This window comes from Pseudooceanicola marinus, from assembly GCF_002786295.1.
GTDB classification, from domain to species: domain Bacteria; phylum Pseudomonadota; class Alphaproteobacteria; order Rhodobacterales; family Rhodobacteraceae; genus Pseudooceanicola; species Pseudooceanicola marinus.
Window position 1 is genome coordinate 526,686 of the sequence record NZ_PGTC01000009.1, and the last position, 15,501, is coordinate 542,186.

Sequence of the window (15,501 nt, forward strand, 5' to 3'; positions counted from 1 at the left end):
AGGCGGCCAGTGATCAGGCAGACTGGCGGTAGCGGACCACGCATTGGTCCAGGAAATGCTCCACCGGGCCTTTCCAGGTGCCGCTGGTCAGCTCCGGCCGTCCCAGATGCAGGACGGCGACGGGCTTGCGCCCGGTCAGGGCGGTCAGATCCTCGACCGCCTCGGCCGGGTATTGGCTGCCGTTGGAGGTCAGTACGAAGGCCACGCGCTCGGGCAGATCCGGGCGGGTCTCAAGCCATTGCCGCAGGGGGCGTGCCCCGCGTCCCTGCCAGACCGGTGCGCCGAGGATCAGCAGGTCGCTGCGGTCCCAGGGCTGGTCGGGCACGTCGACGGTCAGGGCCCCGGAGAAAAGGGCGAAAAGCCCGGATTTCATTCGAGACCAGACGCCGTCCTCGCCGGCGCTCGCCTCGATCTCATGCAACTGCGCGCCCAGAGCCCAGGCCAGTTCCTCCCCGATCTTCAGGGTGGCCCCATCGTCGCAGTAAACCAGAATACGGCACGTCATCCGAACATCCCCCAGCCCGTCACACGAAGTGTGTCAACGGCGTGACGGCTTGTCATCTCTGCGCTTTCCGCAGTGCAGAAAGGAGATGCGATTAGGCGGCGGACCGGCGGAGTTTGACGAAAAATTCAGCAATTTCGCGCGGCGGATTGCACCAGCGCCCCGAAGCGGCTTAGCTCGGCCCGACGTAAGAAGGAGCGAGAGATGCGGTTTTCCGGGCTGCGTGTCCTGAAGGAGGGACTCACCGGCAATCGGGGGTGGGGGCCGCACTGGCGCGACCCGGCGCCGAAACCGGCCTATGACATCGTCATCATTGGCGGAGGCGGCCACGGTCTGGCGACGGCCTTCTATCTCGCCAAGGAACACGGGCTGCGCAACGTCGCGGTTCTGGAGAAAGGCTATCTCGGCGGCGGCAACGTCGGGCGCAACACCACCATCGTGCGCGCCAACTACTTCCTGCCCGGCAATTCCGAGTTCTATTCCCATTCCCTGAAACTCTGGGAAGGGCTGGAGCAGGAGCTGAACTACAACGTGATGCATTCGCAGCGCGGCCTCATCAACCTGTTCCATTCCGACGGGCAACGCGATGCGGCGGCGCGGCGTGGCAATGCGATGATCAACCAGGGCGACGATGCGGAACTGCTGGACCGCGAGGGCGTGCGCCGCCTGCTTCCTTACCTCGATTACGACCAGGGGCGGTTCCCGATCTACGGCGGCCTCTACCACCGGCGCGGCGGCACGGCGCGGCACGATGCGGTGGCCTGGGGCTTTGCCCGTGGCGCCTCTGATCGCGGTGTCGACCTGATCCAGAACTGCGAGGTGACGGGGATCGACGTCGAAGGCGGGCAGGTGACCGGCGTGCAGACCTCACGCGGGGCGATCCGGGCGCGCAAGGTGGCCATCGTCACCGCCGGGCGCTCGGGCCAGGTGGCGGCCATGGCCGGGATGCGCCTGCCGATCGAAAGCCACATCCTGCAGGCCTTCGTGACCGAGGGGCTGAAGCCCGTTCTCGACAACGTGGTGACCTTCGGCATGGGGCATTTCTACATCAGCCAGTCGGACAAGGGCGGGCTGGTCTTCGGCGGCGACCTGGACATGTACCCGTCCTATGCGCAGCGCGGCAACCTGCCCACGGCGGAGCATGTGATGGAGGCCGGAATGGCCCTGATGCCGATGATTGGCAAGGCACGGGTGCTGCGCAGCTGGGGGGGCATCATGGACATGACCCCCGACGGATCCCCCATCATCGACCGGACCGACATCGGCGGTCTCTACCTCGATTGCGGCTGGTGCTACGGCGGGTTCAAGGCGGTGCCGGGCTCCGGCTACGCCTTGGCGCATCTGCTGGCCACCGACCGGCCGCATGACAGCGCCACGGGCTTCCGGCTGGACCGGTTCCGCGACGGCGTGGGCCTGATGGACGAAGAGGGCACCGGTGCGCAACACAACCTACACTGACGGCCCGGCACCGATCCGCCCGGGAAAGAGGAGCGCGGCATGAGACTGACCTGTCCCCTGTGCGGCGAACGCGACCTGCGGGAATTCACCTATCGCGGCGCGGCCCTGGCCCGCCCCGAGGGGGAGGCCTGGGGCGACGACTGGCACGACTACATCCACCTGCGCGACAACCCGGCGGGCGAAAGCCGCGAATACTGGGCCCATTCGACGGGCTGCGCGGCGGTCTTGCTGGTGACACGCGACACCCGCACCCATGAGGTGCTGGGCAGCGCACTGGCCAAGGGGGGCGGGGCATGAGGCTTTCCACCGGCGGGCAGATCGACCGCTCGCGCCCGCTCGACTTCCGCTTCGACGGCGTGGCCTACTCCGGCTACCACGGCGATACCCTGGCCTCGGCCCTGATGGCGAACGGGCTGAAGGTCGTGGGGCGCAGTTTCAAGTACCACCGCCCGCGCGGCATCTTCAGCGCCGGCAGCGAGGAACCGAACGCCCTGGTGATCCTGGGCGCAGGGGCGCGGGCTGAACCCAACGTGCGCGCCACCATGCAGGAGCTGTTTGCCGGCCTTGAGGCGCGCAGCCAGAACCGCTGGCCCTCGCTGGACTGGGACGTGATGGAGGTGAACGACCTTGTCGCCGACTTCCTCGGCGCGGGGTTTTACTACAAGACCTTCATGTGGCCGAAGGCCTTCTGGGAAAAGCTGTATGAGCCGGTGATCCGTCGCGCCGCCGGACTGGGCGCCCTGTCGGGGCAGGCCGACCCGGATGCCAACGAAAAGGCCTTCGCTCATTGCGACCTGCTGGTGATCGGCGCGGGGCCCGCCGGTCTGATGGCCGCTTTGCAGGCAGGCGAGGCCGGGGTCGACGTGATCCTGTGTGACGAGGACCGAACCCCGGGCGGCAGCCTTCTGTCCTCCACCGAGGACGTGGACGGCATGGCCGCGCCCGACTGGGCCGCCGAGGCCGTGGCGCGGCTGGAGGCGATGCCCAACGTGCGGATCATGACCCGGACCACCGTCACCGGCGTCTATGACGGCGGCACCTATGGCGCGCTGGAACGGGTGGGTCGGCACCTGCAACACCGTCCCGGACCACTGCCTGTAGATTGCTTCTGGCGGATCGTGGCGAAACGCGCCGTGCTGGCCGCCGGGGCGCTGGAGCGTCCGGTGGCCTTCCAGGACAACGACCGGCCCGGCGTCATGCTGTCCAGCGCCTTGCGGGCCTACGTGAACCGCTATGCCGTGGCGCCGGGCAGTTCGGTCACCGTCTTCGGCAACAACGACGACGCGCATCGCACCGCCCGCGACCTGCTGGCCGCAGGCGTTCATGTGGCCGGCCTGATCGACGCGCGGCACGAGGCGACGACGGACCTCGACCTGCCGTTCTACCCCGGTGCCGTGGTCAGCCGCGTGACCGGGCGCATGGGGCTGGAAACGGTGTCGCTGCGCACCCACAAGGGCGAGGTGAAGCTGCAAAGCGACTGCCTGGCGGTCTCCGGCGGCTGGAACCCCTCGCTGCACCTGACCTGTCACCTGAACGGGCGACCGGTTTGGGACGAGGGCATCGCCTCCTTCCTGCCCGCGCCCGAAGGCATGCCGGGGCTGATCCCGGCGGGCGGCGCGGCTGGGCACTTCCCGACCTGGGAGGCGCTGGAGTCGGGCCGCGCAGCGGCCGCCCGCGCGCTGGAGGAAATGGGCCATGCAGTGCCCCACCAGAAGGTGCCGGAGGCCGAGGGCGCGCCCTACAGCGTGAAGGCCCTGTGGCATGTCCCCGGCAAGGGTCGCGCCTGGCTGGACCTGGCCAATGACGTGACGGTCAAGGATGTGCGCACGGCGGCCTCCGAGAACTTCCGCTCGGTCGAGCATATGAAGCGTTACACCACGCAGGGGATGGCGCCGGACCAGGGCAAGACCTCGAACCTGTCGGCCATGGCGGTGCTGGGCGACGCGACGGGCCGCGACGTGGCCCAGACCGGCATTACCACCTATCGCCCGCCTTACGTGCCGGTGCCAATCGCCGCCATGGGCGCGGGGGGCAAGGGCAGGGGATTTGCCCCGGAACGGCTGACCACCAGCCATGGCCGCAGTCTGGCGATGAACGCGCCGATGATCGAGGCGGGCCTGTGGTATCGTCCCAGCTATTTCCCCCGCGCGGGCGAAAAGACCTGGCGCCAGAGCTGCGACCGCGAGGTGAGCATGGTGCGCCAGTCGGTGGGCATCGCCGATGTGTCGACCCTGGGCAAGATCGACATCCAGGGGCGCGACGCGGGTGCCTTCCTCGACTTCGTCTATGCCAACACCTTCTCCACGCTGAAGGAGGGGCGGGTGCGCTATGGCCTGATGCTGCGCGAGGATGGGCATGTGATGGACGATGGCACCACCGCGCGCCTCGGCCCGCAGCATTACCTGATGACCACCACCACCGCGGCGGCGGGCGAGGTGATGGGCCACCTGGAATTCGCCGCCCAGGTGCTGCGCCCCGACTGGGACGTGCGCCTGATCTCGGTGACCGAACAATGGGCGCAGTTCGCCGTTGCCGGGCCGCAGTCCCGCGCCTTGCTGGAGGAGGTGCTGGGCCGCGATCTGGGGTCCGACGTGCTGCCCTTCATGGGCTGGATGCCGGTCACCATCGGCGATGTCGGGGGACGGCTCTTCCGCATCTCCTTCTCCGGTGAACTGGCCTATGAGCTTGCGTTGCCTGCGCGCTACGGCGAAAGCCTGTTCACCCAGCTGGTCAAACGGGCCGAGGCGCGGGGTGGCGGCGCCTACGGGATGGAGGCGCTGAACGTGCTGCGGATCGAGAAGGGGCTGCTGACCCATGCCGAGCTGCACGGGCGCACCACGGCCTTCGACCTGGGGCTGGATCGGATGATGTCGCGCAAGAAGGCCTTCATCGGCCAGGCGGGGGCGTCGCGTCCCGGGCTGTTGGCCGAGGACCGCGAACGGCTGGTCGGCCTGCGCCCTGTCGGCGCGGTGCAGATGATCCCGGCCGGCGCTTTCCTCTTCAACGAAGGCGACGAGGCGGTGCGCGAGAGCGCCCAGGGCTATGTCACCTCCACCGCCTTTTCGCCGACCCTGGGGCATACCGTGGCGCTCGGCTTCCTGAAATCCGGCCCCGACCGGATCGGAGAGCGGATCCGCATGGTGGATCACCTGCGCGGCGTCGTGACGCTCTGCGAGGTTTGTGAGCCCTGTTTCCTGGACCCGGAAGGGGAGAGACCCCGTGCCTGAGCTGACCCTGATCGCCCAGAACGCCCTGCCGCAGGGCGTCGTGACCACCCTGGCCGGCACCCGGATCGAGGTTCTGCCGATGCGCCGCCTGACGGCGCTGATGCCCGGCCCCGATGCGGGGCCCCTGGCCGAGGCGCTGATGGCGCAGCATGGGCTGGGCCTGCCCGCGCCCGGCGCGGTCGAACATGCGGAGCAGGCCGAATGCCTGTGGTTCGGCATGGGGCAGTACCTGCTGGTCGGCCCGGCCCCCGCGCCCGGCCTGGCGGAGGCCGCCACCCTGACGGATCAGTCTGACGCCTGGGCCACGGTCCTGCTGGAGGGGCCGGCGGCGCGCGACGTGCTGGCGCGGCTCTGCCCGCTGGACCTGCGCGCGCGGGCCTTCGCGCCAGGAGCCACCGCCCGGACAGAGCTGGCCCACATGGCCGCCTCGGTCACCCGCACCGGCCCGGATGGCTTCCGTGTGATGGTCTTCCGCTCCATGGCGGAAACGCTGCTGCATGAGCTGCGCGCGGCGCTGGAGGCGGTCGCGGCACGCGGCATGGTCTGAACAACGGGCGCGTGGCGTGGTGCTGTCCCTCGGGGCATCTGGACTCCGCCGCGCGCAGAGACGATATTCCGGCCATGAAGCTGGACCCTTCTTTCCTCGACGAACTTCGCAACCGCATCTCCCTGACCCAGGTGGTCGGGCGCAAGGTGCTGTGGGACAATCGGAAATCCATTCCGTCCAAGGGGGATATGTGGGCGCCGTGCCCCTTCCACCACGAGAAGACCGCCTCCTTCCACGTCGATGACCGCAAGGGATTCTACTACTGCTTCGGCTGCCACGAAAAAGGCGACGCCATCTCCTTCGTGCGCAAGACCGAGAACGTGGAGTTCATGGAGGCGATCGAGATCCTCGCCCGCGAGGCCGGCATGCCGCTGCCCGAACGCGATCCGCAGGCGGCGAAGAAGGCCGAGAAGCGCGCCTCGCTGACCGACGTGATGGAAGAGGCGGTGAAGTTCTTCGCGATGTCGCTGCGCGGCGGGGGCGGGCGGGATGCCTCTGCCTACCTGCCGAAACGGGGCCTGGACGAGGCCGCGCGGGGGCGCTGGAACCTCGGATTCGCGCCGGATGCCTGGCAGGGCCTGTGGGATCACCTGATTGGTAAAGGTGTGAAGCCTGACGATATCCTGGCCTGTGGCCTGGCCAAGCCGTCGAACAAGGGCGGCAAGCCCTATGACACCTTCCGCAACCGCATCATGTTCCCGATCCGCGACACCCGTGGCCGCTGCATCGCCTTCGGCGGCCGGGCCATGGATCCGAATGACAACGCGAAATACCTGAACTCGCCGGAAACTGTGCTCTTCGACAAGGGGCGCACCCTTTACAACCATGGGCCTGCGCGCGAGGCCGTGGGTAAGGGCCAGCCGCTGATCGTGGCCGAAGGCTACATGGACGTGATCGCCCTGTCGGAGGCCGGGTTCGGCGGCGCGGTGGCGCCCCTGGGCACGGCGGTGACCGAGCATCAGCTGGACATGCTGTGGCGCATCGCGCCCGAGCCGCTGATCGCGCTGGACGGCGACACGGCGGGCCTGCGGGCGGCGCGCAAGGTGATGGACCTGGCCCTGCCGAAGCTGAACGTCGGCCATTCCGTGCGCTTCGCCCTGATGCCCGAGGGGCAGGACCCCGACGAGGTGCTGAAGGCCAAGGGGCGCGAAGGGATGCAGGCGTTGCTGGACAGCGCTCTGCCGCTGGTGGATCTGCTGTGGAGCCGCGAGACCGAGGGTAAGACCTTCGACAGTCCCGACCGTCGCGCGGCACTGGACCGCGCGCTGCGCAATGCCACCGCCCAGATCCCGGACGAAGGGTTGCGCTATCACTATGACCAGGCGCTGCGCGAGAAGACGCGGGAGCTGTTCCGCCCGGCCCGCTTCTCCGGCAAGGGCAGCGGTGGCGGTGGGTTCAGCCCGGCCCGCGGCAAGGGTGGTTTCGGCCGCAACGCGCGGTTCCAGCCGGCGGTGCCCATGCCCAGCACCAAGGCCAGCCTGTTGGCCGGACAGGACATCGACGCGACGGAATACCTGCGCGAGGCGGTGATCCTGGCCTCTCTCTGCGTCACCCCCGGGGTGGCGGATGAGTTCGAGGGGCAGCTTCTGAGAATGGATTGCCGGGATGAGACTCATGCCCGGCTCCGCGACCTGATTCTGGCCCATGCCGGTGAAGGGGCGGAAAATCTTTCCGAAAAACTGACCGAGGCGCTCGGTGCGCCGGCCCTTGACGAATTGCTCGGGCGGACCCATGTGGCCCTCTGTCCGCCGGTCCGTCACCCCGGCGACGAGGAGCAGGCCCGGATGACACTGGGCGAGGAATTCGCCAAGCTCCAGGCCGTGCGGGCGCTCAGGGACGAGGTTGAAGAGGCCACGCAGGATATTGAAACGATGGAGGACGAAGCGGTGACCTGGCGCCTGGGCGATGCTGCCCGCACCAGCCACTCGGCGCTTCGCGGCCTGCAGGAGGACACGGCCGAATACGACGTTGGAGACAATGGGGCCCCGATCAACCGGGATGAACGCAGCGCCTTGGATGCGCTGATGCAGACGATTCGCTTCGACAAGCCCCGCCGCAACGGCTGAACCAGGGGCGAATCAGGTGAAATGACAGGGACCCTCAAGAAAAACAGGGTAAACGGGTGTGCGAATCGGTGAAAGCAGGTATTGATTCGGTTCAATCGAATCACAGCAGCTGCACCGCCGCATCCAGTGCGCAGGAGTACCGCCATGGCCGCCAAGGATAACGACGACAACCAGATGGAAGAGCAGGAGGCGGAAGTCTCCCTCGACATGAGCCAGGCGCAGGTGAAGAAGATGATCGCGGAAGCCCGCGAGAAAGGCTTCATCACCTATGATCAGCTGAACCAGGTTCTGCCGCCGGATCAGGTTTCGTCCGAACAGATCGAAGATGTCATGTCCATGCTCTCCGAGATGGGCATCAACATCATCGAGGACGAAGAGGCCGAGGACGAGGAACAGAAGACCACTGCCGTCACCACGACGCAGCAAAACCGTGAGGTTGCGCTCGGCTCCACCGGCCAGGAGAAACTGGACCGGACCGATGACCCCGTGCGGATGTACCTGCGCGAGATGGGCTCGGTCGAGTTGCTGTCGCGCGAGGGCGAGATCGCCATCGCCAAGCGGATCGAGGCCGGCCGCAACACGATGATCGCGGGGCTCTGCGAGAGCCCGCTGACCTTCCAGGCGATCACCATCTGGCGCGACGAACTTCTGTCCGAAGACATTTTGCTGCGCGACGTGATCGACCTCGAAACCACCTTCGGCGACCAGCTGGGCGACGAGGACGGCGTGGCTGAGCCGGTGGTCAATCCCGCGACGGTGGGGGATACCTCCGCGTCCCAGACGAAGAAGGAAGACAGCGGTCCCGAGCTGGACGCCGACGGCAACCCGATTGCCAAGGACGACGACGACGACGAGGACGATCAGGGCAATATGTCCCTGGCCGCGATGGAAGCCGCGCTGAAGCCGCGCGTGCTGGAAACGCTGGACCGCATCGCCCATGACTTCGAAATCCTGTCGGAGATCCAGGACAAGCGCATCAGCGCGACCCTGAACGAGGATGGCTCCTTCTCCGACAACGACGAGAAGACCTACCAGAAGCTGCGGTCGGAAATCGTTCTGCTGGTCAACGAGTTGCACCTGCACAACAACCGTATCGAGGCGCTGATCGACCAGCTTTACGGGATCAACCGCCGCATCATGTCCATCGACAGCGCCATGGTGAAGCTGGCCGACCAGGCTCGCATCAACCGCAAGGAATTCGTCGATGAATACCGCGGCCACGAGCTTGATCCCAACTGGATGGAGCGCATGGCCCAGAAGCCGGGTCGCGGCTGGCAGATGTTCATCGAACGCTCCTCCGACAAGGTTGAGGATCTGCGCAACGACATGGCGCAGGTCGGCACCTACGTGGGTCTGGACATCAGCGAATTCCGCCGCATCGTCCAGCAGGTCCAGAAGGGTGAGAAAGAGGCCCGCGCGGCCAAGAAGGAGATGGTCGAGGCGAACCTGCGCCTGGTGATCTCCATCGCCAAGAAGTACACGAACCGTGGCCTGCAATTCCTTGATCTCATTCAGGAAGGCAACATCGGCCTGATGAAGGCCGTGGACAAGTTCGAGTACCGCCGCGGCTACAAGTTCTCGACCTACGCGACCTGGTGGATCCGTCAGGCGATCACCCGGTCCATCGCGGACCAGGCGCGCACGATCCGTATCCCGGTCCACATGATCGAGACGATCAACAAGCTGGTCCGCACGGGCCGCCAGATGCTGCACGAGATCGGCCGCGAGCCGACCCCGGAGGAACTGGCCGAGAAGCTGCAGATGCCGCTGGAGAAGGTCCGCAAGGTGATGAAGATCGCCAAGGAGCCGATCTCCCTCGAAACGCCGATCGGCGACGAGGAAGACAGCCAGCTGGGCGATTTCATCGAAGACAAGAACGCGATCCTGCCGCTGGACAGCGCCATTCAGGAAAACCTGAAGGAAACCACGACCCGTGTTCTGGCCAGCCTGACGCCGCGCGAGGAACGGGTTCTGCGGATGCGTTTCGGCATCGGCATGAACACCGACCACACGCTGGAAGAGGTGGGGCAGCAGTTCTCCGTGACCCGCGAACGGATCCGTCAGATCGAGGCGAAGGCGCTGCGCAAGCTGAAGCACCCGAGCCGGTCTCGCAAGCTGCGCTCCTTCCTGGACCAGTAAGCGCCGCACCGTGTTGCCATTCTCAGCCCCGCGCCGTCAGGCGCGGGGTTTTTCATGTCGAAACCAAGGACAGATGATTGGGGGTGGGCGGAGTTTGGCGCGTCCATGCCAATGTGATGGAAGAACTCTGCTCATTGGTTGAGCATTTTGTTTTTGTAGGGCAGACCTGCGCTGACAAAACACCAAGAAGGAATTTGGAATGAGAAAGATTTCTTTTGCTCTGTTGGGTATTGCCCTTCTGCCCACGCTTGCGGCAACGCCTGTTGTCGCAAAATCGACCGGCGGCACCATTGCCCAGGCCCTGAGCGCCGCGTCGCGCGCGCTGGACGACGACGGGTCGTCTGAACCGGTCGACGTGCCCGAAGGGATGGTGTCTGCCGTTGATCCCGACGGTGTCGCCGCCGCGCTTCAGGCCTTGGGCTACAAGGCCGAAATGGATGTGGACGGCATCGGCGACCCGCTGATCCGCTCGGCGGCCGAGGGTGCGAACTATCGCATCTACTTCTTCGGCTGCAGCGACAACACCAATTGCGATTCCCTGATGTTTTCCGCCGGGTTCGATCTGACCGACGGTATGGGCGTTACTGCGATCAACGACTGGAACTCCGATGCGGTCATCACCCGGGGCTACCTCGACGACGAGGATGATCCCTACCTGGAGATGTACCTGCTGACCGGGCGCGGTGATGGCATTTCCACCGAGGTTTTCGAAGCGGCCGTCGGGGAATGGAACCAGTCCCTGGCTCGCTTCCAGGACGCCATCGACTGGTAATTGCGGCCCCGCGAATGATCTGAGGAGAGGGCGTGCCGGCAATGTCGGTGCGCCCTTTTCCTTGGCCGCTTGTCAGGCCGGGGCAGGGGAGGTCGGCGCTGACCGGAAATCGCACGTCTACCTACAAGAAACCGTCATATCCTGCTGTTAGGCCGCGACCAAACTCGCGATCCTGCATTCCGGAGACAGACATGAAACGCGCCCTTTCGCTCGCTGCTGCCCTGACCCTGACCGCCACAGTCGCCCTGGCCGATGTCGGCGGCAAGCTGGTCCTCTACACCAGCCAGCCCAATGCCGATGCCCAGCAGACGGTCGATGCCTTCATGGCCGAATACCCCGACGTCGAGGTAGAGTGGTTCCGCGACGGTACGACCAAGGTCATGGCGAAGCTGCGGGCGGAGTTCGAGGCGGGGCAGCCGCAGCCCGACGTCCTGCTGATCGCCGACAGCGTGACCATGGAAGGCCTGAAGGCCGAGGATCGCCTGATGGCCTACCCCGAGGCCGACACCGCCGCCTACGAGGCCGGCGTGATGGACCCGGAAGGCTACTGGTTCGCCACCAAGCTGATCACGACCGGCATCATGTACAACACCAACGCGCCGATGGTGCCGACGTCCTACACCGACCTGCTGTCGGAGGAGGCCAAGGGCAAGCTGGCGATGCCCTCGCCGCTGACCTCGGGCGCCGCCACCATCCACATGGCCGCGCTGACCGCCAACCCCGACCTGGGCTGGGACTTCTACGAAGGTCTGGCCGATCAGGGCGCCAACCCGCAGGGCGGCAACGGCGGCACCTACAAGGCGATCGCCGGCGGGGAGAAGCTCTATGGTTTCGTCGTTGATTTCCTGCCGATCCGTGAAGCCGTCAAGGGCGCGCCCGTGGCCTTCGTCTTCCCCGAGGAAGGTGTGTCGGCGGTCAGCGAACCGGCGGCGATCCTGTCCACCGCGCAGAACCCCGACGCGGCGAAGGCCTTCATCGACTTCGTGATCTCCGAACAGGGGCAACTGCTGGCCGCGGACATGGGCTATCTGCCCGCGCACCCGACCGTGCCCGCGCCCGAAGGCTTCCCGGCGCGCGACCAGATCAAGCTGATGGACTTCGACCCGGCCCGCGCCCTGGCCGAGGACGATGAGAACAAGATGCGCTTCATGGATATCTTCGGCGGTTGATGTCTTGCTGAAACGACTATCGCGCGGCGAGCCCCTGGTGCTCGCCGCGCTTTGCCTTTTCGCCCTGGGGCTGCTGGTCATGCCCCTGGGCCTGTTGTTCCGGGTGGGCCTGGCCGAGGGGGCGGGTGCGCTGCTCGACGCCCTGGGCGGGCGGTCCGTGCGCGCGGCGCTGTGGCATTCGCTGGAAAGTGCCGCGGTGTCGGGGACAGGGGCGCTGGTGATCGGCACGGTGATGGCGCTGGTCATCGGCCTGAGCGATCTGCGCGCCAAGGGGGGCTTCGTCTTCGTCCTGTTGCTGCCGATGATGATCCCGCCCCATGTGACCGCCATCGCCTGGGTGCAGGCGCTAGGGCCCGCCTCGCCGGTCCTGCAGGCGCTGCACCTGGCGCCCGAGATGGGGGCGACCCATCCGCTCTATTCCCCCGGCGGCGTCTGGCTGCTGCTGACGCTGCAACATGCGCCGCTGGTCTTCCTGGTGGTGCTGGCCGCCCTGCGCGCCCTGCCGCGCGAGATGTCGGAGGCCGCACGCATTTCCGGTGCCCGCCCCGCGCGCCTCCTCCGTCGCGTCCTGCTGCCGCTGCTGGCGCCCTCGCTGCTGGCGGCATTCGCGCTGGCCTTCGTCTCGGCGCTCGGCAACTTCGGCATCCCGGCCCTGCTTGGGATCCCGGCGCGCTACGTCACCCTGCCGGTGCTGATCTGGCGACGCCTGTCCAGCTTCGGCCCCTCGGTGCTGCGCGACGTGGCGGTGATTTCCCTGATGCTGGCGGCGGTGGCGGTGGTGGCAATCTGGCTGCAAAGCATGCTGCAACGGCGGGCGCGGTCGCAGGTGATCGGCCCGGCCCAGGCGCCACTGCGCATCGCGCTTGGTCGCTGGCGCGCCCCGGTGACGGCCGCGATGGCGCTCTACGCTCTGGCCACATTGGTCCTGCCGCTGGCCTCGCTGCTGGCGACGGCGCTGGTGCCGACCTATGGGGTGCGCCTCAACCTCGACACCCTGACCTGGGCCAATTTCGCGGAGGTGCTGTTCCGCCAGAGCGTGACCCTGCGCGCCTTCCTCAACTCCACCCTGGCCGCCGGGCTGGCGGCGCTGGTCCTGGCGGCGCTGTCCTGCCTGCTGGCCTTCTTCCTGAACGCCCGCGCCCGCCCCCCACGCCGGATCGCAGGCGGCATCGCCACCCTGGCCGAGATCAGCTATGCGATTCCGGGGCTGGTCATCTCCATCGCCTTCATCCTGGCCTTCCTGCGGCCGCTGCCGCTGACGCAGCTATCCCTTTACAACACCCTGTGGATCATCGTGCTGGCCTATCTGACGGCCTTCTTCTCCGTCGCGCTGAAGCCGGTGGCGGCGGCCTACGGGCAGCTGGACCCGTCGCTGGACGACGCGGCACGGGTGTCGGGGGCGGGGTTCGGGCGCCGGATGGGGCGGATCTACCTGCCGCTGGTGGCCCCGGCGGCGGCCTCCGGCGCGATCCTGGTCTTCCTGACCGCCTACAATGAGGTGACGGTCTCGGCCCTGCTGTGGTCGACGGGCCATGAGACGATCGGCACCACGATCTTCAACTACGAGGATGGCGGCTATTCCGTGCTGGCCGCCGCCATGGCCAGCGTGACCGTGGCGGCGACGCTGGGCCTGATGCTGATGCTGGATCTGGCCGGGCGCCGCCTGCCGCCGGGCGTGGTGCCCTGGCGGATGTAGGGGCGGCGGGGACGGGCCGGGGGCCAGCCCCCGGACCCCCGGAGTATTTCCCGCTGTCGGATAAGGGCGGGGCGGGCCCTATGGTTGGCCCGGTGCCTTAGCCCGCGGTGGCGCTGCGCAGGGCTTCGGTCGCGGCCATGTCGGCGCTGTGGCCCGTCAGGACCACCCCGAACATCTCGCGCGCCTGCACCGCGGTGTAGCGGCCCAGTCGCACGTCTTCGGCCACCGCTTCTGCGGGCCGGGTCATCGGGTCGCCGTAACCGCCGCCACCGGGGGTGCGCACGTGCACCACGTCGCCCGGGGCCAGGGGGATGTCCTGCTCCTTCGACAGATGCGAGGGGATATGGACCTCGCCGTCGCGGATCACCCGCACCTTGTTCACCGCCCCGTCGACGCCGCCAAGCGCGCCCTGCGGCCCGGTGCGGCCATGGTCCATGACGAAGCTGGCGGTGGCCAGCCCCCGCCGCAGCTCCACCGCGTAGTCGAGGCCGAAGCCGCCCCGGTGGAAACCCGCGCCGCCGGACCCCTCGTGCAGGGCATAGTGGTGGTAGAGGACGGGGAACTGCGCCTCCATGATCTCCACCGGGGGCGCCTTGGAAATGCCGATGGTGGAACAGCCGTTCGACAGCCCGTCGTGGTCGGCATTGCCGCCGTAGCCGCCGCCGGAGATCTGGTACATGACGAAGTCGCGCCCCTTCTCGGGGTCGTGCCCACCCAGGGCAAAGTTGCCCGAAGACCCGGCGGGCGAGGCCGTCACGCGATCGGGCAGCGCAGGGGCGAGGGCGGCAAAGACCGCCTCGGCGATGCGTTGGCTGACCTCTGCCGCGCAGCCCGAGACCGGGCGCGGGTAATGGGCGTCGAGGAAGGTGCCCTCGTAGCCCGTGACGTGCAGCGGCTCGAAGGCTCCGGCGGAGATCGGCACCTCGGGGAAGATATGGCGCATGGCCAGGTAGACCGAGCTGAGGGTCGTCGCCAGGACCGAGTTCATCGGTCCCGTACAGGGCGCCGAGGAGCCGGTGAAGTCGAAGCTCAGTCGGTCGCCCTCGCGGGTCACCGCCAGGCGGATCTCCAGCGGTTCGTCCACCACGCCGTCGCTGTCGATCCAGGCGGAGGCGCTGTGGGTGCCCTCGGGGATCTCCTCGACATAGCGGGTCATCTGGGCGCTGGCGCGGGCACGCAGCTCGGTGATGGCCTGGGCCACCACGTCGTCGCCGTAGCGGTCCAGAAGCTCGTTCAGGCGTTCCTCGCCCACCTTCAACGCGGCGGCCTGGGCCTGAACGTCGCCGATGCGCTGGTCGGCCACGCGGATGTTGGAACAGATGATCTGGTAGATCTCGCGGTCCAGCACCCCTTCCTTGAACAGGCGCACCGGCGGCAGGCGCAGGCCTTCCTGTTCCACCGAGGTCGCCGAGGCCGAGAAGCCGCCGGGCACGGCGCCCCCGGTGTCGGGCCAGTGGCCGGTGTTGGAAAGCCAGCAGAAGATCTTGCCGTTGCGGTAGTAGGGCCGGGCAAAGCGCACGTCCATCAGGTGGGTGCCGCCCAGGTAGGGGTCGTTGACGATGTAGATATCGTCGGGTTTCGGGTCCGCCACCAACCCTGCGGCGATGCCCTCGATCAGGACGCGGGTGGAATATTGCATCGTGCCGACGAAGACCGGCAGCCCCATGTTCCCCTGGGCGATCAACGAGCCGTCCTCGGCCGAGTAGATCCCGTCGGAGCGGTCGTTCGCCTCGGCGATCACCGGTGAAAAGGCGGCACGGGAGAAGGACAGGTCCATCTCGTCGCAGACCTGTTGCAGGCCCGCCTGGATGACGGAGAGGGTGATCGGGTCGATGGTCATCGGGTCACCTCGGATGCGATGGAAGGAACGGAATTGTCAGCGCGGTATGCCGAGGCCTGTGCCCGGTCGCGGGTGGGCGGATGTC

11 protein-coding genes are annotated in these 15,501 nt (G+C 67.3%); 9 read left to right on the plus strand and 2 right to left on the minus strand.

Annotation, left to right across the window (positions count from 1 at the left end; genetic code table 11):
* Positions 1-13 precede the first annotated feature (13 nt).
* Entirely contained in the window at positions 14-505 is a 492-nt protein-coding gene (locus CVM50_RS03625) for a hypothetical protein (protein WP_085886071.1), read from the minus strand.
* 201 nt (positions 506-706) lie between these two features.
* On the opposite strand from CVM50_RS03625, the gene CVM50_RS03630 reads away from it, so the two are divergent.
* The 9 genes from CVM50_RS03630 (at position 707) to CVM50_RS03670 (ending at position 13,576) form a co-directional block, all read left to right on the plus strand.
* Positions 707-1,960 (plus strand): sarcosine oxidase subunit beta family protein, encoded by a 1,254-nt coding sequence (locus CVM50_RS03630; RefSeq protein WP_085886070.1) that lies wholly within the window; start codon positions 707-709, stop codon positions 1,958-1,960.
* Between the two features lie 39 nt (positions 1,961-1,999).
* Positions 2,000-2,257, plus strand: a complete 258-nt coding sequence (locus CVM50_RS03635) for a sarcosine oxidase subunit delta (RefSeq protein ID WP_085886069.1) — start codon at positions 2,000-2,002, stop codon at positions 2,255-2,257.
* Positions 2,254-5,187, plus strand: coding sequence for a sarcosine oxidase subunit alpha family protein (locus CVM50_RS03640; RefSeq protein ID WP_085886068.1), 2,934 nt, complete (start codon positions 2,254-2,256; stop codon positions 5,185-5,187). The genes CVM50_RS03635 and CVM50_RS03640 overlap by 4 nt, the downstream gene beginning before the upstream one ends.
* Positions 5,180-5,734, plus strand: coding sequence for a sarcosine oxidase subunit gamma (locus CVM50_RS03645; RefSeq protein ID WP_232618140.1), 555 nt, complete (start codon positions 5,180-5,182; stop codon positions 5,732-5,734). Before CVM50_RS03640 ends, CVM50_RS03645 begins: the two co-directional genes overlap by 8 nt.
* Before the next feature lie 74 nt (positions 5,735-5,808).
* Positions 5,809-7,800, plus strand: a complete 1,992-nt coding sequence (dnaG, locus tag CVM50_RS03650; RefSeq protein ID WP_085886067.1) for a DNA primase — start codon at positions 5,809-5,811, stop codon at positions 7,798-7,800.
* Between the two features lie 144 nt (positions 7,801-7,944).
* Entirely contained in the window at positions 7,945-9,939 is a 1,995-nt protein-coding gene (gene rpoD / locus CVM50_RS03655) for an RNA polymerase sigma factor RpoD (RefSeq protein ID WP_085886066.1), read from the plus strand.
* 199 nt (positions 9,940-10,138) lie between these two features.
* Positions 10,139-10,711 (plus strand): YbjN domain-containing protein, encoded by a 573-nt coding sequence (locus CVM50_RS03660; RefSeq protein WP_085886065.1) that lies wholly within the window; start codon positions 10,139-10,141, stop codon positions 10,709-10,711.
* A gap of 191 nt (positions 10,712-10,902) precedes the next feature.
* Complete coding sequence (locus CVM50_RS03665) at positions 10,903-11,880, plus strand: ABC transporter substrate-binding protein (RefSeq protein WP_085886064.1); 978 nt, start codon at positions 10,903-10,905, stop codon at positions 11,878-11,880.
* 4 nt (positions 11,881-11,884) lie between these two features.
* Entirely contained in the window at positions 11,885-13,576 is a 1,692-nt protein-coding gene (locus tag CVM50_RS03670; protein ID WP_232618141.1) for an ABC transporter permease, read from the plus strand.
* 97 nt (positions 13,577-13,673) lie between these two features.
* Here the strand turns inward: CVM50_RS03670 and CVM50_RS03675 are convergent, their stop codons facing one another.
* Positions 13,674-15,416, minus strand: a complete 1,743-nt coding sequence (locus tag CVM50_RS03675) for a hydantoinase B/oxoprolinase family protein (RefSeq protein ID WP_085886062.1) — start codon at positions 15,414-15,416, stop codon at positions 13,674-13,676.
* Positions 15,417-15,501 lie beyond the last annotated feature (85 nt).

Bases quoted from the DNA above. Each gene is read 5' to 3' on its own strand.
- CVM50_RS03630 (WP_085886070.1), top strand. From the start codon at position 707: ATGCGGTTTTCCGGGCTGCGTGTCCTGAAGGAGGGACTCACCGGCAAT.
- CVM50_RS03660 (WP_085886065.1), top strand. From the start codon at position 10,139: ATGAGAAAGATTTCTTTTGCTCTGTTGGGTATTGCCCTTCTGCCCACG.
- CVM50_RS03640 (WP_085886068.1), top strand. From the start codon at position 2,254: ATGAGGCTTTCCACCGGCGGGCAGATCGACCGCTCGCGCCCGCTCGAC.
- dnaG (WP_085886067.1), top strand. From the start codon at position 5,809: ATGAAGCTGGACCCTTCTTTCCTCGACGAACTTCGCAACCGCATCTCC.
- CVM50_RS03635 (WP_085886069.1), top strand. From the start codon at position 2,000: ATGAGACTGACCTGTCCCCTGTGCGGCGAACGCGACCTGCGGGAATTC.
- rpoD (WP_085886066.1), top strand. From the start codon at position 7,945: ATGGCCGCCAAGGATAACGACGACAACCAGATGGAAGAGCAGGAGGCG.
- CVM50_RS03625 (WP_085886071.1), bottom strand. From the start codon at position 505: ATGACGTGCCGTATTCTGGTTTACTGCGACGATGGGGCCACCCTGAAG.
- CVM50_RS03675 (WP_085886062.1), bottom strand. From the start codon at position 15,416: ATGACCATCGACCCGATCACCCTCTCCGTCATCCAGGCGGGCCTGCAA.
- CVM50_RS03665 (WP_085886064.1), top strand. From the start codon at position 10,903: ATGAAACGCGCCCTTTCGCTCGCTGCTGCCCTGACCCTGACCGCCACA.